Source organism: Veillonella atypica KON, assembly GCF_002959915.1.
Lineage (GTDB): Bacteria > Bacillota > Negativicutes > Veillonellales > Veillonellaceae > Veillonella > Veillonella atypica.
The window spans coordinates 125172-145946 of sequence record NZ_PPDE01000005.1 but is presented as its reverse complement, the minus strand read 5'-3'; the positions used below and the strand labels follow the sequence as shown (position 1 = coordinate 145946).

Sequence of the window (20775 nt, the reverse complement as noted above, 5' to 3'; positions counted from 1 at the left end):
TTGAATTTTCATTTCAACCACAAATTAACGAAATGCAAATTAAGGATTTAGCATCATTAGGATTCATGGAACAAGCTGAAAACATTGTATTTCTTGGCTCTAGCGGAGTTGGGAAAACACATTTAGCTACATCACTAGGTATTGAAAGCTCTCGTAACAGACGAAGCACCTATTTTATTAAATGCCATGATTTAATTCAAAACCTTAAGAGTGCAAAAGATGAAGGACGATTAGAAACTCGGCTCAAGCATTATGCACGCTACCAATTACTCATCATTGATGAAATTGGCTATTTACCGTTACAACCAGGTGATGCTAACTTACTATTTCAAATTATTGATAGACGGTACGAAAAGAAAAGTACCATCGTAACGTCTAACATTAATTTTGATGAGTGGGCTACCATTTTACATGATGAGCGAGTAGCTAATGCTATTGTTGATCGATTACTTCACCATGCACATGTGATTAGCATAACTGGAGATTCATACCGGTTACGAAACCATATGCAACAGAAGGAATAACTGTACATTGTACATCGTCAAAATTGTACATTCTTATATTGACATTTACAACTTGATGAAAACTTGAATTCATCTAGATACAAGCCCCTCTCATTAGCATGGGAAATAATTGTTATTTTATTCTTTTATAGTTACCAACAGCTAATACCATAGCAAAAAATAATCTCACATAGAGCTCTAAAAGCCATGATATTTAAGCCATAGATTAGGAGATATGAAACCTTATTTGTCTGCACATAGAGACATATGAGCGTTCATAACCACGCTTCTTTACCTCAACATATACTTAAAATAGCCTTCATGTTTAAACTTAGAATGCATGAGAAGGAACTCCTTTTGTTATAATCTTTGGATTAAGCAACTTCATTATAACAGAGTTCCTTCTTATTTTTATTTACTTGTCACAAATGTATTATACTCTTACAAAGTACTATAATTTTTACCTTTATTGAAGATACATTTTATATTCATTTTCGTCTAATTGAAAAAGCTAAATACTCAAGATTAAGTACCAAACCATGTCCCTGTAACAAGCCGATATAATAAATACAAAACTATTATTACAAACACCATCCCACTAATAAGCCTAAAAATAAATATCATAACCGGACTTTCATTATAATTGTTGTCAGGAGAGTATAAGCCCAATAACAAAGGATTATATATGCCAATTCCAGTTACAACTAGACCAAATATACAGGCATAAAACTGTGGATCAATATTCTTAAAAAAAATGAATAAATCTTTCATAAAATATTATCCTCCATAGTTTTTCAGTAAATCAGAAACTTCATTATAGGCCTTATCCTCTTCAGATTTATCTCCTATAATTGAATTCTTGAATTAATATATTTCTCAGTACCTGCTTTAATATTGGCTCGCACACTTACAGGGCCAAGTTGAGTCTGAGTACCTAACTCCGGTCCAGCTTCAAGGGTAGCATAAATATATTTAGTATTATTATAATTCTATTTTGCCTCCGACAAAATATATTACACTACCATTTAGGTATCTAATAATAAGTCAAAACATATAAATATATGTATAAGGCTACTAGAAATAACCAAACATATACGCCTGCTTTAAAATTAGACTGTAATCTTTCTACTTTATCACTTTCAAACTCATCATTTTTAAGCATAAAGTACATTCCAACCAAAGAAATCCCCATACAAAATATCCACCAAAACAACATAGTAAATGGAGATATTAAATTACGTAAGAAAAATATTCCAAATCCAAGTACTAAACTAAAAGTATAGATAATTCTAGCTAAACTAAGCTCACCTTTATGCGTAATAAGTTTGTATATAAAGAATATAATACCAAACATTATGATTAAATCTTGATACATTACTTATCTATATCCTTTTTCAAATTAAATTTAATTTCATCTTTAACGCGACAGCCAAATGTTGCACCAGTAACACCTAATGAAGTATGACACATTACACGACCTAACCACACACCAACAATTTTATATACATCAGGATAACATGGTTGATTTTTTTTAGCAAAGTATATGTTATCAATGAGTTTATAATTCATGCAAAACAAACCATTAACTTATTTCAGCCTGATTTAAATTGCATAAAATTAAAGTTTATAATAAAATATTCATATACATCTGATAACATTAGTTTATTCAGAACGATATAACACCTTATGGAGGTCCCTTATGAAACTAAAACAGCTTATTTTATCTAGTATCGCTCTAGGTGCGCTAGCTTTCACAGTAGGCATGGCACAACCAGCACATGCAGCAATCGGCATGGAAACACCAGCACCAGCTCAAAATTTAGAAAAACCTGCATCTGTAACGACACAACATCACATCAATGTAGCTGGCAAGGTATTAGAACCGGTGAAAGACCATCAAAACGTAGCCTATGTGAACGGCCAACCGCTCGTAGCATTGCGCCAAGTATCGGAAGCGTTAGGCTATAAGGTAGCTTGGGATGCACCAACAAAAACTGCATTGGTAGACATGAGCATTGCTACACTAGCCATCCAACCAGATCAAGCGCAAATCGTAAGAAAAGGCAAATTGCAAATTATCAACCTTGATACATCTGAATCTATGCTTCCTACACCGCGCATGATAGATGGTCAATTATTCGTAAGTCCTAGCGCATTCAAATTACTATTGAATGACGTAAAAATTACGAAGGATGAAATTTTCATCGCTCCACAACGGGCGCAACTAGCATCCACAACCAATACGAACGGGCCTCACAAAAATGAAATCAGTACATTCTTGCCACCATCAGATAATACGTCTGCCAAGGTAGAAACGAGTTCTAAAGTGGAATCCAACACAAAATCCGCTGCAAAGGACGAACCTCTTATCAAGGTTAAACATACACAAACAACTGACAAAAACACAAAATAATAATACAAATCATAACCACCCGTAGAACGGGTGGTTTGCTCTGACCCTATAAGGGTCTTTCTCTAGTGGTAGCCCTCTAAAGAGGGCTTTGAATGATCTGACAACCACTCTATTACCACTGGCTGCCCCCTACTCGGGGGCTTTTATTTTGCCTATTTTACCGGCTCACCCGTAAACGGGTCGGTATATTCTTTAAAGTTTAATGTATCTTGTGCTATATCTTCTTGTAATTGATTGCGAATATACTCTTTTATCGCTCCTTCGTATCTTCCCACTGTATCCACATAATATCCTCTACACCAGAAATGTCTATTTCCATACTTATATTTTAAATTTGCGTGTTTATCGAATATCATGAGGCTACTTTTGCTTTTTAAATATCCCATAAAACTTGATACACTTAAATGTGGTGGAATAGTTACTAACATATGAATATGATCCGGACAGCATTCTGCCTCTATAATCTCTACATTTTTTCTATTACATAAATCTCTTAAAATTTTACCTACATCAGCTTTTATCCGTCCATAAATTATTTGCCTTCTATACTTTGGTGCAAAAACAATATGATATTTACATCTCCATTTACTATGTGATAAGCTTTTTACGTCATTCATTGACATTGAACCTCCTATGTTGAAATGTTGTGGTTGCCAGACCAACTTCATTTTACCACTAGGAGGTTCTTTCCTTTTCTCTAAGAATTTTTTACCGACCCCCAGTTTAACTGGGGGTTTAGTCATGCCTATTCGGCGTACAAACAGTAAAGCCCTTCGGACGCAACCGAAGGGCTTTTGTATATGCAACAACGGCGGTTCCAATAAGGACCGCCGTTTTGTTATCCCCTATTATTTAAATAGAGTGTTAAACAAGTTTTGCAACAAGGAAAGCAAAGAGCTAAGAATATCTTGTGCTGTTTTATCTGTATTATTTGTAGTATTAGCTGTTGTTACAGAACCAGCCGCTTTAGTAGGCTCTACTGTTGTTGTAGTTTTAGCAGCAGGAGCTGGTGTAACTGTAGTGGCTACAGGTTCCACAGGTGCTCTACCAGTAGATGGTGTAGGTGTCAAAACTGGTGGACGAATGGAATCAGTATATTTATAGCCATAAGATGCGTTAGCTGGTTGTGCTGTAAATGCTATAACGCCTAAAGCCATAACAGACGCCATAAGTGTTATAGATAATTTTTTAGCTTTTCTCATAAGAAACCTCCTAATAAAACACATATATAATCTACTATGTTATCAAATGTTTTGATAACATTTCGCATTTTATACTTAGGAGATAAGCTGAACATGAAAATTTTCAAACTTCATCGAATCTTAATCGATTTCAAGCTATCGGAAAATCCTTTGATTGCTTCTTTGGCATCATCTAAAACGCCTTTTGCATCACTTGGTGGCTTTATACCTTCTTGATTCATCGATTGACTATTACCTTGAGCGCGTTTCATATTCTGATTTGCCTGCGCCATGTCACTTTTTATACCATCCATCGTACGCCCAAGCTCGCCAAAGGTACTTTCATCATAAATGGCAAAATTACTACCCCCATTGGATGTAATATTCAATGGTCCCAATGTTAATTCGCCATTATCGATATGCAATGCATCCGTTGAGATAGTTGTTACCGATGTATGTACTTTCACATCAAAGAACGATAAATGACGTCCTTGATTGTGAAAGCGCCCCGTAATAGATTGTATAGGTATGAGTATGTAACGACCTGTACCAGATGTAAAATCGCCCCACACCACCATATCTTTAGGCTGTCCCTTACTTGAAAAATTAAGGTTCGCCGATACAGGAACAGCAAAATCCGGTGTTTTTAAGGCCATGCTACTATCTAGATCCGTAGCGACCCCCGTTAATTCATAGGCCCGCGTATCTAGATTATATACACCTTTAGCCTTTAACTTACCGCCAAATACATTCGCATATACCTCTTTAAAATCCAGTATGCCATCTTGATAGGTTACATCGCCTACCACATTTTCAAAGGTTAGTGCAGGGATTCTAAGGATTGGCATGGTAACACGTCCCGATGCAAAGGGCCGATTAATATCCCCCGTCACTGCTGTCAGCAAGGTCATCTTATCGTGAATACTATCACCAAATCCTAAGGATGCCGGATCTACACCATAAATATTTAGATTCATATTCAGCGTAGGCATACGATGCTTAAGCACATCTTTTAGATCGATACGGCCTTCCAATGTGAGGCCATCCCCAATGGCGGTGCCTCCGAATTTACCAGTTGTTAGATTCATGCGAATGGCACGATTCGTATCAATATCAAATCGAGCATTCACATTCTTCATCACATAATGTCGATTCTTTTGGAATATTTCCAATTGGCAGTCTGAAAGCTTCACAATCGCATCGATATGTTGACCATTCCAATTAAAGTTACGCACCTTTTTCCCTAGCTCTTCTTGACGTTCTAGGGTCGTTTTTTTAGGTGCTTTAGGTCGCTGTTCTACTTCAGATAAGGGTTTATTAATATCAGGAGAAGCCGGCACAAAATCGACCCGATTATCGTCATCTAAATCTACTACAATGACCGCATCATTTAATTCTATGCCTCGTATGGCAGATGCCTTAAAATTACGAGTAATCACATCCCACATATTAACGCGTATCTTACCGGAAGGTACGGTCATCAACTGATGTCCATCGTCATCAGCCCATTGCAAATCCTCAAAGGATATGGTCCCCCATGGGGTGGCGCTCAGGCTAGCGACGGTAATAGTCCCTCGCATCATGGTCTGACGTGCTATTACCTCATTAAAAATAACACCCATGCCTCTACTCGCAATAGTAGCTAAGATGGAGATAATGACTACCGTAATTCCAATAAATGCAATAATGCCTAGTATACCTCGCTTATATAGTTGTATATATTTGCTCCAATACGAGCGTAATCGTCTAGTCATACAATTATTATAGCATTAAATTTTACAAAACCAATCATACTATAGATTTACAAACAGAAAACGCACCCACCAAGGCGAGTGCGCTTTCATGTAGTATAGCAAATCAGATTTATGCTTTTACTTCTTTACCGTATTTTACAAGGCTTTCAGCTTCGATTTCAGTTTGTGTACGGTAGTCTTGAGGCATGCTAGATAAGCGAATCCAGCTACGTATAGCCTCTACTAATACGATGAGAATCATGAGGAACATAGCAGCACTGAACGCTACTAGGATCCATTTACCAGCAGGAATGTAGCTGTTAAATACGTTTTCAAAGTCTGCAGCGATAGCCACGATAGCCATTAGAATACAAGGAATACCTGTAACCCATGCATAACGTTTGCGGCCAAGTCGCATAATAACGGTAGTACTTACGGCCAATGTCATAGTACCTAATAATTGGTTAGATACGCCGAATAGAGGCCAGATAATACCGATGTTACCTTGTAGAACTAGATAGCCCCACAAAATACAAATCAAAGCTGCACAACCATATACGCCAGGAGCCCAGTGTTGGTCGTTGAATTTAGGATGGAAATGACCTAATAGTTCTTGAAGCAAATAACGACCTACGCGAGTACCAGCATCGATCAAAGTCATGATAAACAAGGCTTCGAACATGATACAGAAGTGATACCAGTAACCCAACAAGTGATCCATATTAGGCAATTTGGAGAAGATATGAGCCATACCTACTGCAAGGGATACAGCGCCACCAGGACGGTGCATCAAGTCTTCACCAACCATTGCAGACAATGCTGGTAATTCATGAACTTGAAGGCCGAGCGCTTTAAAGGATTCTACTGTGGAGTTAATAGCAAAGTAATCGTCTGGATGTAATGCAGTGGCTGCAATCAACGCCATCATAGCGATGAAGCCTTCTGTTAACATCGCACCATAACCGATAGGTAAGATTTCTCTTTCATTAGTAAGCATTTTAGGTGTTGTACCTGTAGCAATTACTGTATGGAAACCAGATAACGCACCACATGCGATAGTAATGAAGATGTAAGGGAATACAGAACCTTTCAATACAGGACCGCCGCCCCAGATGTAAGGGGTAACAGCTGGCATTTGAATTTCAGGCATTACGATGATAATACCAAGAGCCAATGCGCCGATTGTACCGATTTTAAGGTATGTGGACAAGTAGTCACGAGGAGCAAGCAATAACCATACTGGCAATGCTGCTGCAAAGAAGCCATAGACTGCAAGCATGATTTCGATGGTTTGCAAGTCATATGTAAACCAAGAAGCATATTCGCTAGCCGCTACGTTTGGACCGTAGATGATAGCTGCGAAGATCAATGCTACACCAATAACAGTTGCTTCTTGAATTTTACCAGGACGCAACCATTTCAAATAAATACCAATGAAAATAGCGATTGGGATTGTAGCAAATACGGAGAAGAAACCCCAAGGGGAGTTATGCAATGCGTTGGCTACTACTACGGCCATACCAGCAAGTGTGATAATCAATAGGAACAATGTAGCAAGCATAGCACCGAAACCAGCAAATTTACTGATTTCTTCGCGGGCAATATCCGCGATGGATTTGCCATCATAACGAACGGACGCAAATAAGATAACCATGTCATGCACAGCACCGGCGAGTACGGAACCAATGAGAATCCATAATGCGCCAGGCAAATACCCGAATTGAGCTGCGATAACAGGACCTACAAGAGGACCTGCACCAGCAATCGCTGCAAAGTGATGACCAAATGTTACCCATTTGTTTGTTGGCACGTAATCGTGACCATCATTGTGGACCATAGCCGGCGTTGGACGATACTGATCAAGTGTCAGCACCTTGGCCGCTATGAAAGCCCCATAAAAGCGGTACGCTAAAATTAGAATACACGCGGAGGCTATAACTAAGTAAATACCATTCATAACCATAAAAACACCTCCAATGTACGTGACATCGGAGGTGCCGAATAAACATTTCTAATAAAATTAGGTCTCCAATGCCACTTTAGCTTATAAATTGATGAGTACTTACATACTCATTGTATATCTAAACAAAAATATGTCAATTTACACTTTCTCATTCTAGATACTCATTATTCGTTAAAAGCATATATCGAAGACTATTTTATTTTTTTACTATGATATTTCCAAAGGTTCGTAGCAGATTAAGCCCTACAGCTCCGCTTTTCTCAGGATGAAACTGCATGCCATAGACATTCCCCTTCTCAACAATTCCTGGTACTTTAATCCCATAGTCTGCAGTTGTTGTAACATATTGAGAATCTGTCTCTACGTAATAAGAGTGCACAAAATATGCATATTTATCAGCTACATCAAAAAAAGCGCTATCTTTACGGCATAGTGTATTTTGATTCCATCCCATATGAGGTACACGAAGGCCAAGGTTATTAGGAATAGCTTTCACAGTGCCCGGTATAATACCCAGCCCTGGTGTTGGACCATATTCTTCAGATTCATCAAATAAAAGCTGCATTCCCAAGCAAATACCAAGCAATGGTATGTTGCGGTCCACCACCTCGTGAATAACTTCGATAAGACCGCGCTCACGAAGGACTGAAACGGCCGATGCATAGGCGCCGACACCTGGTAAAATCACACCATCAGCAGCCAAAATCGTATCTCGATCAGCGGTCAACACCGCATCAAGTCCGATATGTTGTAATGCTTTTTGTACATTAAATGTATTGCCCGCATCATAATCAATTATGGCAATCATAGTGACATCCTTTCTTTTATTGGCGAGCCATATAGTCTTTCAAAATAGAGCGCATAATAGCACCGTCACTAGCAGTCGGCAATGTTACGCGCAACCAATTATCCCGTTGTCCTCGGCGCACTTGATAGCCCTTAGCGAGCCATGCATCAGCGAGGGCCTCTGCATTAGGTACGGACATAAAGATAAAATTAGCACCGCTTTTATAATACGTGCCACCGACTTCATCCAAGGTTTGTTCCCACAACACGCGTTCCGCTGCATTTTTCTCTACAGTGCTACGCAAAAATTCACAATCGCCGAATGCCGCCTCAGCAGCCACTTGGGACAATGTATTCAAGTTATATGGCAAGCGAATCGTTTGTATATAATTAGCTAATTCAGCGCTACTCATCATATAACCAACGCGATAGTTCGCGAGACCATAGGCCTTTGAGAAGGTACGCATGATACATACATTAGGAAATTCATCAAGTAACGCTCGTGCCGTTGGCACCTCTACGAAGGTTACGAAATCGATATACGCCTCATCGATGATGACTAACACATCTTTCGGCAATGTACTGATAAAGTTACGGATATCTTCAACAGATTCATAGGTTCCTGTTGGGTTGTTAGGATTACAAATCCATACGAGGCGCGTCGTATCATCTACAGCTTGACGCATCGCCTTAAAATCGTATTGCCCTGTTGCCTCAATACACGGAACTTCGCGAATAATAGCACCTTCTACAAGGCCATTAAGACCATATTCAGAGAATGCGGGCACGCTGATAACGATAGAATCACCGGCATTGATAAATGTTTTATTTACCATGGAAATCACTTCATCAAGGCCGACGCCAATAACAAGTTGATTTTCTACTACCTTCCAATAGTCCGCTAATACGCTTCGCAAGGATGATGCGTTGCCATCTGGATATAGATTGGCATCATTGTTCGTCACATAGTCTAGTACTGCGTTGCGCACCTTTGGCGATGTACCATAAGGGTTTTCATTGGCTGACAATCGCACAAGGCGCTCCACACCGAGGCGAGCTTTGACGGACTCTGCCGGTTCCTCTGGCACATAGGGCTTTAATTGGCCAATAATCTTCTTCATACTCTACTCCTTACAAATCTGTAATCGCTTTGCGTTCCTGTGTTTTGCTGATGACGCCTTCACGGCTTGCCAACTCTTCTAAGATAGCTTCGTAAGAAACGCCCTTTTCTACCAATAATACGAGCAAATGGTAGAGTACATCTGCTGTTTCATACACTAGTTCTTGGGGATCTTCATTCTTAGCGGCGATGACAACTTCTGTTGCTTCTTCGCCTACCTTTTTCAAGATTTTATCGAGTCCCCTATCGAACAAGTAATTCGTGTAGGATCCTTCCTTTGGTGTTTCCTTGCGCCCCTTAATAATGGCGTATAATTCTTCTAATGTTTGTTGATTGGCCATTGTTCTTCTCCTTTGTGAAAGCTAACGCCTACGCGTCATCTCACATTATACTGCATATATTTCTCTACGCTTCTACATCGTTAAAAAAACAGCTCACAGCTCCCGTATGGCACGCAGGACCTTCTGCATTGACGAGAACCAGTAATGTATCGCCATCGCAATCGAGCTTCATATCCACCACATGTTGTACATTGCCACTTGTACCACCCTTATGCCATAGTTCTTGGCGCGAGCGAGACCAAAACCAAGTTTCCTTGGTTTCTAGTGTTTTGTGAAAGCTTTCTTCGTTCATCCACGCCACCATGAGCACTGCTTTTGTTGTATTATCTTGAACGACCGTCGGTAACAGGCCGCCACCTTTATTAAAGTCTGGTTTCATGTATGCTACAATCTCCTACCCTATCTAACAGCAATGCCCGCTGCTTTCAATTGTGATTTCAAATCGGGAATGCTGATTTCACCAAAATGGAATATAGATGCTGCTAATGCACCCGTAACACCGGTTTCGGTAAAAACATCGATAAAATGCTGTACCGTACCAGCTCCACCGGAGGCGATAATCGGTACATCTACGACCTCTTCCAAGGCCTTGTATAATTTGATGTCAAAGCCAGATTTGGTGCCATCCTTATCCATGCTTGTCACCAATAACTCACCAGCGCCACGACTCACCGCTTCTTTAGCCCACGCTAGGGCTTCCCAATCGCTACGCTTACGACCGCCATGGGTATACACATACCATTTACCAGTCTTTGAATCAGTTTTTACATCAATAGCTACCACCATACATTGATTACCAAACTTTTGAGCGCCTTCACTGATGAGTTCTGGGCGCGCTAAAGCCGCTGAATTCAGCGATACCTTATCGGCGCCAGCTTTTAGCAATGCGCTCATATCGTCCACTGTTTTAATACCACCACCTACGGTGAGGGGCATGAACACATGTTTTGAAATATCTGTAACCACATCGCGCATCGTCGTACGTCGGTCTACTGTAGCCGTAATATCGAGGAATACGAGCTCATCTGCCCCTTGTTCCTCATAGGTAGCTGCAATATCGACGGGACTACCTACATCAACGAGGTTTACAAAGTTAACACCTTTTTTTACGCGACCATTATCTACGTCTAAACAAGGAATAATCCGTTTTGCTAACATGATGCATTCTCCTTATTAAACGTAGCAATTTCTTCTAATGTAATAGTGCCTTCATATAGGGCCTTACCTACAATGCTGTCTACAACACCGCGTTTTTCAAGATTCTTAATATCCTCTAAATGGCGGACACCACCGGATGCAACAATACGGGCCGTAGGAAATTGTTCTTGTAAGGAACCCAATAAGTCTTCATTAGCACCTTGCATTGTGCCATCTCGATCCACATCGGTAACGATAAAATACTTCGCACCGGCTGCCACCATAGCACCGATAAGGTCGATCATAGGCACATCAGATTGGTCGAGCCAACCTTCTGCAGCAACCTTACCATTCTTACCGTCTACGCCGATAACGATGCGTTCTGGTCCGTATTCAGCGATAACCTGTTTCGTCAATTCAGGATTTTTAAGAGCTACGGAACCGAGAATAACGCGATTGACGCCCATTTCTAAATATAAGTCTACCGCATCTTTATCACGAATACCGCCACCGATTTCTAACACGCCTGTAAATGCAGCGCGCACACGTTTAACGATATCCACATTAACTGGTTTCCCCGCCTTTGCCCCATCTAAGTCGACGAGGTGCAAAGCGCCAACGCCAGCAGCCTCGTACTGAGATGCTTGGTCAACCGGATCTGGATTGATGATGGTTTCCTTTGCAAAATCACCCTTATATAGGCGTACACTGCGACCATCTTGTAAATCTATAGCTGGAAAAATCATAGTATCTCCTCTATTCACGAGCCTTATGTGGCCCTGCTTTCACCATTTATAAGGGCTTTATTAAATCATACCCTTTGTAGAATTCACACCTTGAATGTCTGGGTTAATGGTAACCGCCTTACGCAATGCACGGCCCGTAGCCTTAAACATGCTTTCAATAATATGATGCGTATTGCGACCATATTCATTGCGCACATGTAAATTCATAGCACCACTCACAGCCAAGGCTTGGAAGAAATCCTCTACCAATTCTGTTTCAAAATTACCACCCAATACAGGAGTCGTAAACTCACCATTAAACACGAGGTATGGACGGCCACTAAGGTCGATAACAACCTGTGTCAACGCTTCATCCATAGGCACCCACGCGTCGCCATAACGCTCGATACCCGCCTTGTCACCTAGAGCCTGTGTCAATGCTAGCCCTAAGGTCAATGCAATATCCTCTACCGTATGATGCGCATCCACGTACGTATCGCCTACGGCTTTTACAGCAAGACCAAAACGGCCATGCTTAGCCAACAAATGGAGCATATGATCAAGAAAACCGATGCCTGTATCAACGTGAATGTCCTGATTTCCATCTAGGGTAAGTGTAATTGTAATATCTGTTTCGCCCGTTTTACGAGTTACCGTAGCTGACCGATTTGTTCTCATCATAGTATCCTCTTATCATTAAGGAAGCCCTTTAAGGCGTTCCCATCCATACAATTATTTTTCAAAGCGCACTTCAATAGCACGAGCATGTGCTTCGAGACCTTCTGTACGAGCCAAGGTAGTAATATCCTTCGCAACCTCTTGTAAGCGTTCACGGCTAAATTGAGTAAAGGAAATGCGTTTTACGAAATCGTACACACCAAGTGGGGACGAGAATTTTGCAGTACCACTCGTAGGTAATACGTGATTTGTACCGCCTACATAGTCGCCCAATGGTTCAGAGGCATATCTGCCAAGGAATACGGAACCTGCATTTTCGACCATGCTCATGTATTCCATAGGATCTGGCAATTGAATTTCCAAATGTTCTGGTGCTACTTCGTTCATCACGGTAAACATATCTTCTACGCTATCCATAACAGCAATATAGCTATTGTTTTCGATAGCTGGACGAGCAATGCTTTCACGAGGTAATTGTGAAAGTTGACGTTCTACATCATCAGATACGAGGTTAGCTAGTTTTTCACTATTGGTAACCATGATGGCACGAGCTCGTGGATCATGTTCTGCTTGAGACAATAAGTCCGCAGCAAGATGTACTGGATTAGCACTTTCATCAGCGATGACACCGATTTCACTAGGACCTGCAATCATGTCGATATCAACTTGACCAAATACTTGGCGCTTAGCAGTGGCCACATAAATGTTACCAGGGCCTACGATTTTATCTACCTTTGGAATTTGTTCAGTACCATATGCAAGAGCCGCAACACCTTGAGCACCACCCACTTGGTATACCGCATCAACACCAGCAAGTTTTGCAGCGCCTAGCACAGCAGGATTAATGCCATCCTTTTGAGGAGGTGTTACCATGATAATTTCCTTAACACCAGCGATTTTTGCAGGCAATGCAGTCATCATAATGGTAGATGGATATGCCGCTGTACCACCTGGAACATAGAGACCAACACGAGCCAATGGTGTTACCTTTTGACCACGTGTAATGCCTGGTGTATCCATATCAACAAAGCCTTGTTCAATTTCACGGCTATGGAATTCAGTTATATTTTTTTTCGCTACCAATAAAGCGTGTTTCAAGTCTTCTGGTAAATTGTCCCATGCCGCATCGATGATAGATTGATCCACCTTGAAATCATCAAGCTTTACACCATCAAATTGTTCAGAATACTCACGTAGCGCAGCATCTCCATTGGTGCGTACATTTTCAATGATGTCGTATACACGGCGTTCAATTTCCATATCTGTTGTTTGTTGTGTATATTGGCGGACAATGCTAAGCATTGCATCAAGAGATTCTTTGTAAATTTTCATTGTATATCCTCATTTCAAACTATGTATATGAATACTTCTATTGTAAACGTTTCTCATCACACCTCAATAGCATATGCAATCTATTTTTTATCAATAGCCGATTGTAATTGGTCAATCAACGCAAAGATGGTATTTCTTTTTTGTTTTAATGCCAATGGATTTGCCACAAGGCGCGTAGAGATTGGTTGGAGCCAATCATAGATTTTAAGATTATTTTCTCGTAGCGTTGTACCCGTTTCCGTAATATCTACAATGGCATCGGCCAGACCTACGAGGGGCGCCAATTCAACGGAACCTTCGATTTTAATGATTTCTACGTCTTGGGATCCGAAATATTGTTTTGTAATGGTTGGATATTTTGTACCAATCCGTTGACGACGGCCTTCCTTCGGATTATACCCTTCTAAGGAGGCCAAGATAAATTGGCATTGTCCCGTTTTCAAATCTAGCATTTCATAAGATGTATTGTCTTGTTCATCCAGTACATCACTACCAACGATGCCTAAATCAACGACACCATTATTCAAATATGTCGTTACATCAGGGCCCTTCGCTAAGATAACCTCTACCGAATCTCCCAATGGGATAATCAACTTGCGCGCTTTGTTGCGTAATGGTTCGCAGTCAATACCACAAGACTCTAAGAGTGGAATAAAATCCTTTTCAACGCGCCCCTTTGTCAAGGCGATTCGCAATTTACCATTCTCTTGAATGTTGCTTTCACCTTGCATAAGCACATCTGTAAGGACATCGATGTTGAAAGCCATACCAACGGATGGCATCGGTGTGCCATCAAATCCAGATAAGAGACCATCATAGCGACCACCGCTGACGATGTATTGAGATACGCCATCTACATAACCTCTAAAGGTAAGGCCTGTGTAATAGGATTGAAGTGGTTCTGTAGACACATCAATGCGAACTTGTTGGCCAGTCGCTTCAATTTGTCCTGCTAGATCCATAAGACTATCTAAAATACGTTGTGCGCCTGCAGGCAAGATGACTTGACTGAGCTCATTTTTAATATCATTTACAGTGCCGAATAAGCGAGGCCAAATCATAAGGAATGGATACAATGCATTATTTTTAAATTCGCTAATCAATTCGTTATAGCGTGGCAAATATTTTGTAAATAACGCATCCAGCAAATCTGCCCGTTCCCCATCGGTCAAGCCCAATGCATCGGTGATAGCACGGGAAAAACGAGCATCACCAATTTCTAATAATAAGGTATTATTGAGCTGTGATTCATTCACCTCTTTAATGATGGCAAAGCATTCTAGCTCGGCATCAATACCTTCATAGCCGACCATTTCGATACCACCTTGTGTAACTTGGTTAATATCGCCACGATGCTGTTTGTTTTTCATCAACACATCGCCAAGATAGTAGAATTTGCGAGGCAATTCAATATTCGTAGTCGCCAAGAAACGACCGATTGGCATAGTTAAATCGGGACGGATAACCACAGATGCATCAGAACTACCAAAGAATTCGTACATATGTTGACCACGGCCTAATGTATAACCATTAAACACATCTTTGTATTCTACAAGGGGTGTAGAAATTTTTGTATACTGACGATTGCGGCAAAGGCTGAGCAAATACTGGCTCACATCATCCTTGCGCTCCGCTACAGCCCCTATATCATCACGAAAACCTGTAGGCAACTGTTTCTGTACCATGAGGATCACCCTTTCTATAAACCATGCTAATATTGCTATTTAAAATATATAGATTCTTTTATATTTTATTACTTTATCACGCTAAAGCATGAAATTATAATAATACTTATAGAAAAAAAAGTCAATAAAATATTCATATTTTACTACTTATACTGAAGTATAAATTACTAAAAAGAATGACCTAACACCCCGTAAGGGACATTAGGCCATTTCTCATTTTTCTATTTTTTGGAGATGAGCCTAACGCATTCCACAACGTTAATTGGCTCTTCTTGTCTTTATTATATCATAATCAAATAATATATCTAGTCCCAAACCTTTGCTACATCTGCTACACTATGCGCATCAGATCCTAGCACAAAGGGTACACCAATAATGGCAGCTATCCCTTGAATAAAACGACTTGGATACATTTCACCGCAATCAGGTTTAAAGAATCCACTCATATTATAGTCTAGTTCTCTACCTTGAACGCGCATAATATGTAATATATCGCTCACTAATTGAGCATTTCGTTTATCTAAATGGTGTTCAAAACCGAAATGGTGTTGGTATTTCTTGATTAAATCAAAATGACCAATTCGTTTTGGCGTATAGGCACCCAAATCAGCACGCACCGCTTGACGAATAATACTAAAGTATTTATAGTACAATTCACTTTGATTAGAAATCCAAGGGCCAAAGCCCTTTTCAAATTCCTCTGTATTATAGTCAACACAGTAGTATTTGCCACCTACGCCATCCATAAAGTGAACAGATAGAATATTATCGTCTGTCAATGGACCATAGCGATCAAGAAAGTCTTGAATGTCGCTTTCAAAACCAGGGATATAATCCACCTCAAAGCCAAGGGAAATATCGATATGCGTACCATAGGCACGTTGTAATTCACGTCCCAATTCAAGATAAGAATCCACTTGATTGAGTTTAAGAGACGCCGTATCATAAGCAACCTTGTCACCACCGTACTCTGCCTCAAAGGCCTTTGGTAACGGAGCATGCTCTGTTAAACACACCTTTTCGATGCGCAATTCAATGGCTTTTTCAATCATCAATGCCGTTCTATCACCGCTACCATGTGGACATAATTCAGTATGAAAATGACCATCTACCAATCGGCTACGATACGTACTATTGCCTATGAATTGCCGTTCTGCTTTCATATTTATCATAACTTACTTAACCCCTGTCTATGCGTAACATATAATCTGCAACCCCACGAATATATGAATGATTTAATATCTATTATTATACCAATAATGCGTAAGTTTCGGTATCCTGATATTTTCCATGTTTAAAACCAACTTCAGGGGTAAGTCCACAATAGGTAAAGCCGAATCGATTGTGTAATTTCATGCTTTCTTCATTGCCTGCCGTAATAACAGATACTACATTATGAATCATCGTATCCGCTTTGGCCATCTCCAAAATACGTTCCATCAGCCGCGTTGCCACACCTTGGCCACGGTAATCTTGGTGAATATAAATAGATAATTCTACAGTACTTTTGAAAGCATCCTTTAATCGATATGGTGAAAGCGATGCATAGCCTACCACCACATCATCAATGGTTCCTACAATGATGGGATGATGCTCATCGCTGTGCGCGTTATACCACTCATGCCACTCTTCTAATGTGCGTGGTTCGAGATCTAAGGTAGCTACGCCATGTTCGACCTCGTAGTTGTAAATAGATAAACAAGCAAACACATCATCTTTTGTAATTGATCGAATTATTAATTCACTCATATATTCCTCTAAAATAATTTATATTATTATATAAATTATCAGTTTATGTCTATAAAATGATATAATAAAAGAACCTCCAGAAGAAAGGAGGTGTTATATTGGAGGCGTTATTTTGTACGCTTTGGGGTGCCTTGCTTGCCCCACTTATTGTAGCCTTAGTTGTAACTACCTATAACTATTGGCTCAACAATAAGACAAAAAAATAAGCAAGAAAAAGGACGAGCTGCAACTCGTCCTTTTTTGTTATATTGTAGGTAATTTTGTACGCTTTACTACCTATTTGTAGTATATCATAAATATATAACACTGACTAGTAATAGAAGATAGTCAATTATATCTCTATAATACTCCAAATAGAATAAGCGTAACTACAACTAACGCAACAATAACTATATAGTCTAATAGTTTAAGGCCTACAGACGCGGCAAAGCTATGTGTCTTACCACCAAAGCCTCTAAGTTCCAAGGATAATGCCATTGTTTCAGAACGGCCCAAGGATTTTAAAAGCAAAGGTTGGATAACGGAGCCATAGGATTTCATGCGTTTAAAGATATTGCCGTTTAAGGAAAGGCCTCGGCAGGATTGAGCCTCTTGTACAGCTTTGCTTTCACCAATAAAGTCAGGTACAAAGCGAAGGGCTGCGGTAAACATAAATGCATATTCATAAGGAATTTTGCATTGTGTTACGAGGGCTGCGGTTAAATCTTGTAACTTCGTCGTTGCCAAGAGTGCAATAAATACAAGCGTCATGGCTAACATGCGAAGGCCGGATACAACAGCAGATACAACGTCTCCACTACCTAAGTATTGAACAACGCCTAAGAATACGGCGAACACGATTAAAGCAAATACGGCCTTGTATTGTTTCCATAATAAACCGGTCAACAACAATGCTACTAATTCTACGACAACTAATGCCATCAATGACATCCAGTCTCTTAAGAAAATGGCCCATATGGATACAGCGAGGGTCATCAAAATTTTTGTTAATGGTACTAATCGTTCCATGGTCCCCTCCTATTCTGCCAATTGCGCGATAAGGCGCGTCCGTAATTCATCCATCGATTTGCAGTAGCCTAGTCCTGGTACCGCTTGTGAAAGCTCTACACTTGGTGGTTTTGTGAGGCCAAGATCATGTAATTCATCGGTAGATTTCGAAAATAATTCTTCTGGTGTACCGTCAAAGGATACGGTGCGATGGCCCATGATGATGGCACGGGAACATTCAGAAGCCATGATTTCCATATCATGAGTAATCAATAAAATTGTAATACCTTCATTGTTCAACTGACGTAACAAGGCTAACAATTCTTTTGTTTCCTTACCATCTTGACCACTTGTAGGTTCATCGAGGATGAGGATTTTGGACTGCATCGCCAACGCAGAGGCAATAGCAACGCGTTGCTTTTCACCGCGACGCAATGTAGGCGGATACTCGTCACGCAAATGACTGATACCACAGCGATCTAACACTTCGTCCACAATGTGTGTAACCTCGTCTTTAGAACGTCCCAAGGATTCAGGACCAAACGCCACCTCTGTAGCCACAGTAGGTCTAAACATTTGGCGATCTGGTTGTTGGAATACATACCCAATAAATTGGCCGCGTTTAGATGGTGGCATAGATGTAATATCCTTGCCGTTATAACGGATGTGGCCTTCAGCAGCCTTTTCGAGGCCTACTAAGAGACGTGTAATCGTCGTTTTACCACAACCATTCTTACCACCCACAGCAATAAATTCGCCCTCACGAATGGTAAAATTTACATTTCTAAAAATATCTACGGTAGGCACATAGCCAAATCGTAAGTTTTCTACCTTAAGCATGTGCGCCACCTCCTGTACTTTCACCTACATGATTACCATGTTGAGCTTGGCTTTCACCATTTACATTTATATGTTCATAACGAGAACGGTCGATAGCCTTGGCCATTTCAATGTGATGAAGGCCCTTAATAGCTGATTCGATGCTAAGCCAAGGTTCATCACTATGGTAACCGGCCTTTTCCAATTCCATATACGTTGTAAATACGGATGGCAATGCTTCTACATAAATATTATGATTGTACATGTATTCCAATGTTGTAGCCACATCGCTATCACATACGATTTCACCATCCACCATAAGTGCCATGCGATTAGCATATGGCAATACGGCATGCAAATCATGGTCGATAACCACAACAGTGATACCATGATTGCGGTTTAAATCACCAACGAGGCGATATAGTTCGGCTGTCCCATCTGGGTCAAGAGAACTCGTTGGTTCATCAAGAATGAGGACAGAGGGATTGGTTGCCAACACAGAAGCAATCGCCAAACGTTGACGTTGACCGCCTGACAAACTCGTAATTTTACGATCCTCAAGGCCTTCAATACCAACTTGTTTAAACACCTCTGCACAACGAGCATCGATGGTTGCTCGATCGTAACCACGATTTTCCATGGCAAAGGCTACTTCTTCGCGAACCGTCATCGTTACGAGTTGTGTATCATAATCGGCAAGAACAACGCCAACATGATTTGCTAACTCAGGAATCGATAATTGCGTTGTAGCCTTACCATCTACGAATACCATACCTTCTAGACGACCGCCATAGAATTTTGGCACCGCCCCAACCATGGCCATGCAAAGCGTACTTTTACCACAACCGGCAGGACCTGTTACAACAAGGAAATCACCATCATGCACATCGAGGTTAATGTTCTTTAACGTAGGCGCAGTCGCCTTAGGATGGTAATAGTTCAAATGCTCAATGGAAATCTTTGCATCCCGTTCTGGCGTAATAACGAGACCACTATGGTCGCTAGAAGCTTCGCTACCGGTAGGCAACATGCCTCGCTTAGCGAACATCTTTTGAGCCGGAATGTACAACACTGGTGTAATCGCTGCATTTACAGCCGCTACCACTAACACAAGAGGCCACATAGCATAAAGATATACATTATTAGGCAAGTTTGCAATTTGCCATAACAACGTAACAAAAATACCACCAGATACAACAGTCGTAAAGAATGAACCTACAATCGGCGTGATTTCAAAGGAACCAATTTTACCGATTTTCATAGATGTCATGGTACGAGAAATAAATGTTATCACCAATGCACCAGCTGGTTCGGATAACAAGTTACCATATGGGAAACCAGATTTTGATGTCAACACCTCAATCAAGGCCGCTACTAAACCAATTCCTAGTGTTTGAGAAACACTTGGCTTTGTCAGCAAAATCGCTACGCAATACGCTGCAATCATCCAGTTTGGTGTAATTCCTGCAAAACTAGGACTCACCAAGTGCAAAATTGTACCCAACGCAAGCATTAAGGTGCTCACCGTTACCCATCTAAACTGTCCACCCTGATCATGGGTGTACACAAGATCCTTTATCCGTTCCATAATAGCCTCTTTTCTAAAAATGAATATATAATCTA

The 20775-nt window shown here is 40.5% G+C and carries 23 protein-coding genes; 2 read left to right on the top strand and 21 right to left on the bottom strand.

Annotated features, from left to right (window positions below; genetic code table 11):
* The coding region (istB, locus tag VAHSUH02_RS03395) for an IS21-like element helper ATPase IstB (protein ID WP_105112024.1) at window positions 1-524 on the top strand (524 nt) is incomplete at its 5' end.
* Between the two features lie 504 nt (window positions 525-1028).
* On the opposite strand, the gene VAHSUH02_RS03385 is transcribed toward istB, so the two are convergent.
* The 3 genes from VAHSUH02_RS03385 to VAHSUH02_RS03375 all read right to left on the bottom strand — a co-directional run bounded on the left by VAHSUH02_RS03385 (window position 1029) and on the right by VAHSUH02_RS03375 (window position 2072).
* Window positions 1029-1274, bottom strand: a complete 246-nt coding sequence (locus tag VAHSUH02_RS03385) for a hypothetical protein (protein ID WP_005383663.1) — start codon at window positions 1272-1274, stop codon at window positions 1029-1031.
* 262 nt (window positions 1275-1536) lie between these two features.
* Complete coding sequence (locus VAHSUH02_RS03380) at window positions 1537-1878, bottom strand: hypothetical protein (protein WP_005383661.1); 342 nt, start codon at window positions 1876-1878, stop codon at window positions 1537-1539.
* Window positions 1878-2072, bottom strand: a complete 195-nt coding sequence (locus VAHSUH02_RS03375; RefSeq protein WP_005375346.1) for a hypothetical protein — start codon at window positions 2070-2072, stop codon at window positions 1878-1880. Before VAHSUH02_RS03375 ends, VAHSUH02_RS03380 begins: the two co-directional genes overlap by 1 nt.
* A 130-nt stretch (window positions 2073-2202) precedes the next feature.
* On the opposite strand from VAHSUH02_RS03375, the gene VAHSUH02_RS03370 reads away from it, so the two are divergent.
* Window positions 2203-2916 carry a copper amine oxidase N-terminal domain-containing protein gene (locus VAHSUH02_RS03370; protein ID WP_005383660.1) on the top strand — a complete coding sequence of 238 codons (714 nt, stop codon included), beginning with the start codon at window positions 2203-2205 and terminating at the stop codon, window positions 2914-2916.
* A gap of 152 nt (window positions 2917-3068) precedes the next feature.
* Here VAHSUH02_RS03370 and tnpA read toward each other — a convergent pair whose 3' ends face one another.
* From tnpA to VAHSUH02_RS03280, 18 genes are all read right to left on the bottom strand, one after another.
* Entirely contained in the window at window positions 3069-3533 is a 465-nt protein-coding gene (tnpA, locus tag VAHSUH02_RS03365) for an IS200/IS605 family transposase (RefSeq protein WP_005375295.1), read from the bottom strand.
* Between the two features lie 231 nt (window positions 3534-3764).
* Entirely contained in the window at window positions 3765-4118 is a 354-nt protein-coding gene (locus VAHSUH02_RS03360) for a hypothetical protein (protein ID WP_038149048.1), read from the bottom strand.
* Between the two features lie 110 nt (window positions 4119-4228).
* The gene (locus tag VAHSUH02_RS03355) at window positions 4229-5851 is read right to left on the bottom strand and encodes a hypothetical protein (RefSeq protein ID WP_005381559.1); all 1623 of its coding nucleotides are present in this window, start codon (window positions 5849-5851) and stop codon (window positions 4229-4231) included.
* Window positions 5852-5960: 109 nt separating this feature from the next.
* Complete coding sequence (locus VAHSUH02_RS03350; protein WP_005384489.1) at window positions 5961-7793, bottom strand: carbon starvation CstA family protein; 1833 nt, start codon at window positions 7791-7793, stop codon at window positions 5961-5963.
* A gap of 196 nt (window positions 7794-7989) precedes the next feature.
* Window positions 7990-8601, bottom strand: a complete 612-nt coding sequence (hisH, locus tag VAHSUH02_RS03345) for an imidazole glycerol phosphate synthase subunit HisH (protein WP_005384488.1) — start codon at window positions 8599-8601, stop codon at window positions 7990-7992.
* Window positions 8602-8617: 16 nt separating this feature from the next.
* Window positions 8618-9700: a histidinol-phosphate transaminase gene (gene hisC / locus VAHSUH02_RS03340; protein ID WP_005384487.1), complete on the bottom strand. Its 1083-nt coding sequence runs from the start codon at window positions 9698-9700 to the stop codon at window positions 8618-8620.
* 10 nt (window positions 9701-9710) lie between these two features.
* Window positions 9711-10040 carry a phosphoribosyl-ATP diphosphatase gene (gene hisE / locus VAHSUH02_RS03335; RefSeq protein WP_005384486.1) on the bottom strand — a complete coding sequence of 110 codons (330 nt, stop codon included), beginning with the start codon at window positions 10038-10040 and terminating at the stop codon, window positions 9711-9713.
* Between the two features lie 64 nt (window positions 10041-10104).
* On the bottom strand, window positions 10105-10419 hold the full coding sequence (hisI, locus tag VAHSUH02_RS03330; protein WP_005375309.1) for a phosphoribosyl-AMP cyclohydrolase: 315 nt from the start codon (window positions 10417-10419) through the stop codon (window positions 10105-10107).
* A gap of 20 nt (window positions 10420-10439) precedes the next feature.
* Entirely contained in the window at window positions 10440-11198 is a 759-nt protein-coding gene (gene hisF / locus VAHSUH02_RS03325; RefSeq protein ID WP_005384484.1) for an imidazole glycerol phosphate synthase subunit HisF, read from the bottom strand.
* Complete coding sequence (gene hisA / locus VAHSUH02_RS03320; RefSeq protein WP_005384483.1) at window positions 11192-11923, bottom strand: 1-(5-phosphoribosyl)-5-[(5-phosphoribosylamino)methylideneamino]imidazole-4-carboxamide isomerase; 732 nt, start codon at window positions 11921-11923, stop codon at window positions 11192-11194. Before hisA ends, hisF begins: the two co-directional genes overlap by 7 nt.
* 60 nt (window positions 11924-11983) lie before the next feature.
* Window positions 11984-12583, bottom strand: coding sequence for an imidazoleglycerol-phosphate dehydratase HisB (hisB, locus tag VAHSUH02_RS03315; RefSeq protein ID WP_005384481.1), 600 nt, complete (start codon window positions 12581-12583; stop codon window positions 11984-11986).
* A gap of 51 nt (window positions 12584-12634) precedes the next feature.
* Window positions 12635-13912 carry a histidinol dehydrogenase gene (hisD, locus tag VAHSUH02_RS03310; protein WP_005384480.1) on the bottom strand — a complete coding sequence of 426 codons (1278 nt, stop codon included), beginning with the start codon at window positions 13910-13912 and terminating at the stop codon, window positions 12635-12637.
* An 80-nt stretch (window positions 13913-13992) separates the two neighbouring features.
* Window positions 13993-15597 carry an ATP phosphoribosyltransferase gene (hisG, locus tag VAHSUH02_RS03305; protein WP_005384478.1) on the bottom strand — a complete coding sequence of 535 codons (1605 nt, stop codon included), beginning with the start codon at window positions 15595-15597 and terminating at the stop codon, window positions 13993-13995.
* Window positions 15598-15902: 305 nt separating this feature from the next.
* On the bottom strand, window positions 15903-16769 hold the full coding sequence (gene hisJ, locus VAHSUH02_RS03300) for a histidinol-phosphatase HisJ (RefSeq protein ID WP_005384476.1): 867 nt from the start codon (window positions 16767-16769) through the stop codon (window positions 15903-15905).
* A 76-nt stretch (window positions 16770-16845) separates the two neighbouring features.
* Window positions 16846-17346: a GNAT family N-acetyltransferase gene (locus tag VAHSUH02_RS03295; protein ID WP_005384475.1), complete on the bottom strand. Its 501-nt coding sequence runs from the start codon at window positions 17344-17346 to the stop codon at window positions 16846-16848.
* Between the two features lie 339 nt (window positions 17347-17685).
* A complete protein-coding gene (locus VAHSUH02_RS03290; RefSeq protein ID WP_005384473.1) occupies window positions 17686-18354 on the bottom strand; it encodes an energy-coupling factor transporter transmembrane component T in 669 nt (222 codons plus the stop codon).
* A gap of 9 nt (window positions 18355-18363) precedes the next feature.
* Window positions 18364-19173: an energy-coupling factor ABC transporter ATP-binding protein gene (locus VAHSUH02_RS03285; protein ID WP_005384471.1), complete on the bottom strand. Its 810-nt coding sequence runs from the start codon at window positions 19171-19173 to the stop codon at window positions 18364-18366.
* Window positions 19166-20740 (bottom strand): energy-coupling factor ABC transporter ATP-binding protein, encoded by a 1575-nt coding sequence (locus VAHSUH02_RS03280; protein WP_005384469.1) that lies wholly within the window; start codon window positions 20738-20740, stop codon window positions 19166-19168. The genes VAHSUH02_RS03285 and VAHSUH02_RS03280 overlap by 8 nt, the downstream gene beginning before the upstream one ends.
* Window positions 20741-20775 lie beyond the last annotated feature (35 nt).

Excerpts from the sequence above, each read along its gene's own strand:
- hisA (WP_005384483.1), bottom strand. The coding sequence starts at position 11,923 with ATGATTTTTCCAGCTATAGATTTACAAGATGGTCGCAGTGTACGCCTA.
- VAHSUH02_RS03380 (WP_005383661.1), bottom strand. The coding sequence starts at position 1,878 with ATGTATCAAGATTTAATCATAATGTTTGGTATTATATTCTTTATATAC.
- VAHSUH02_RS03360 (WP_038149048.1), bottom strand. The coding sequence starts at position 4,118 with ATGAGAAAAGCTAAAAAATTATCTATAACACTTATGGCGTCTGTTATG.
- hisF (WP_005384484.1), bottom strand. The coding sequence starts at position 11,198 with ATGTTAGCAAAACGGATTATTCCTTGTTTAGACGTAGATAATGGTCGC.
- VAHSUH02_RS03350 (WP_005384489.1), bottom strand. The coding sequence starts at position 7,793 with ATGGTTATGAATGGTATTTACTTAGTTATAGCCTCCGCGTGTATTCTA.
- hisB (WP_005384481.1), bottom strand. The coding sequence starts at position 12,583 with ATGATGAGAACAAATCGGTCAGCTACGGTAACTCGTAAAACGGGCGAA.
- hisI (WP_005375309.1), bottom strand. The coding sequence starts at position 10,419 with ATGAAACCAGACTTTAATAAAGGTGGCGGCCTGTTACCGACGGTCGTT.
- VAHSUH02_RS03355 (WP_005381559.1), bottom strand. The coding sequence starts at position 5,851 with ATGACTAGACGATTACGCTCGTATTGGAGCAAATATATACAACTATAT.
- VAHSUH02_RS03280 (WP_005384469.1), bottom strand. The coding sequence starts at position 20,740 with ATGGAACGGATAAAGGATCTTGTGTACACCCATGATCAGGGTGGACAG.
- VAHSUH02_RS03295 (WP_005384475.1), bottom strand. The coding sequence starts at position 17,346 with ATGAGTGAATTAATAATTCGATCAATTACAAAAGATGATGTGTTTGCT.
- tnpA (WP_005375295.1), bottom strand. The coding sequence starts at position 3,533 with ATGAATGACGTAAAAAGCTTATCACATAGTAAATGGAGATGTAAATAT.
- hisD (WP_005384480.1), bottom strand. The coding sequence starts at position 13,912 with ATGAAAATTTACAAAGAATCTCTTGATGCAATGCTTAGCATTGTCCGC.
- hisH (WP_005384488.1), bottom strand. The coding sequence starts at position 8,601 with ATGATTGCCATAATTGATTATGATGCGGGCAATACATTTAATGTACAA.
- hisG (WP_005384478.1), bottom strand. The coding sequence starts at position 15,597 with ATGGTACAGAAACAGTTGCCTACAGGTTTTCGTGATGATATAGGGGCT.
- VAHSUH02_RS03370 (WP_005383660.1), top strand. The coding sequence starts at position 2,203 with ATGAAACTAAAACAGCTTATTTTATCTAGTATCGCTCTAGGTGCGCTA.
- hisJ (WP_005384476.1), bottom strand. The coding sequence starts at position 16,769 with ATGATAAATATGAAAGCAGAACGGCAATTCATAGGCAATAGTACGTAT.
- VAHSUH02_RS03285 (WP_005384471.1), bottom strand. The coding sequence starts at position 19,173 with ATGCTTAAGGTAGAAAACTTACGATTTGGCTATGTGCCTACCGTAGAT.
- VAHSUH02_RS03385 (WP_005383663.1), bottom strand. The coding sequence starts at position 1,274 with ATGAAAGATTTATTCATTTTTTTTAAGAATATTGATCCACAGTTTTAT.
- VAHSUH02_RS03290 (WP_005384473.1), bottom strand. The coding sequence starts at position 18,354 with ATGGAACGATTAGTACCATTAACAAAAATTTTGATGACCCTCGCTGTA.
- hisC (WP_005384487.1), bottom strand. The coding sequence starts at position 9,700 with ATGAAGAAGATTATTGGCCAATTAAAGCCCTATGTGCCAGAGGAACCG.
- VAHSUH02_RS03375 (WP_005375346.1), bottom strand. The coding sequence starts at position 2,072 with ATGAATTATAAACTCATTGATAACATATACTTTGCTAAAAAAAATCAA.
- hisE (WP_005384486.1), bottom strand. The coding sequence starts at position 10,040 with ATGGCCAATCAACAAACATTAGAAGAATTATACGCCATTATTAAGGGG.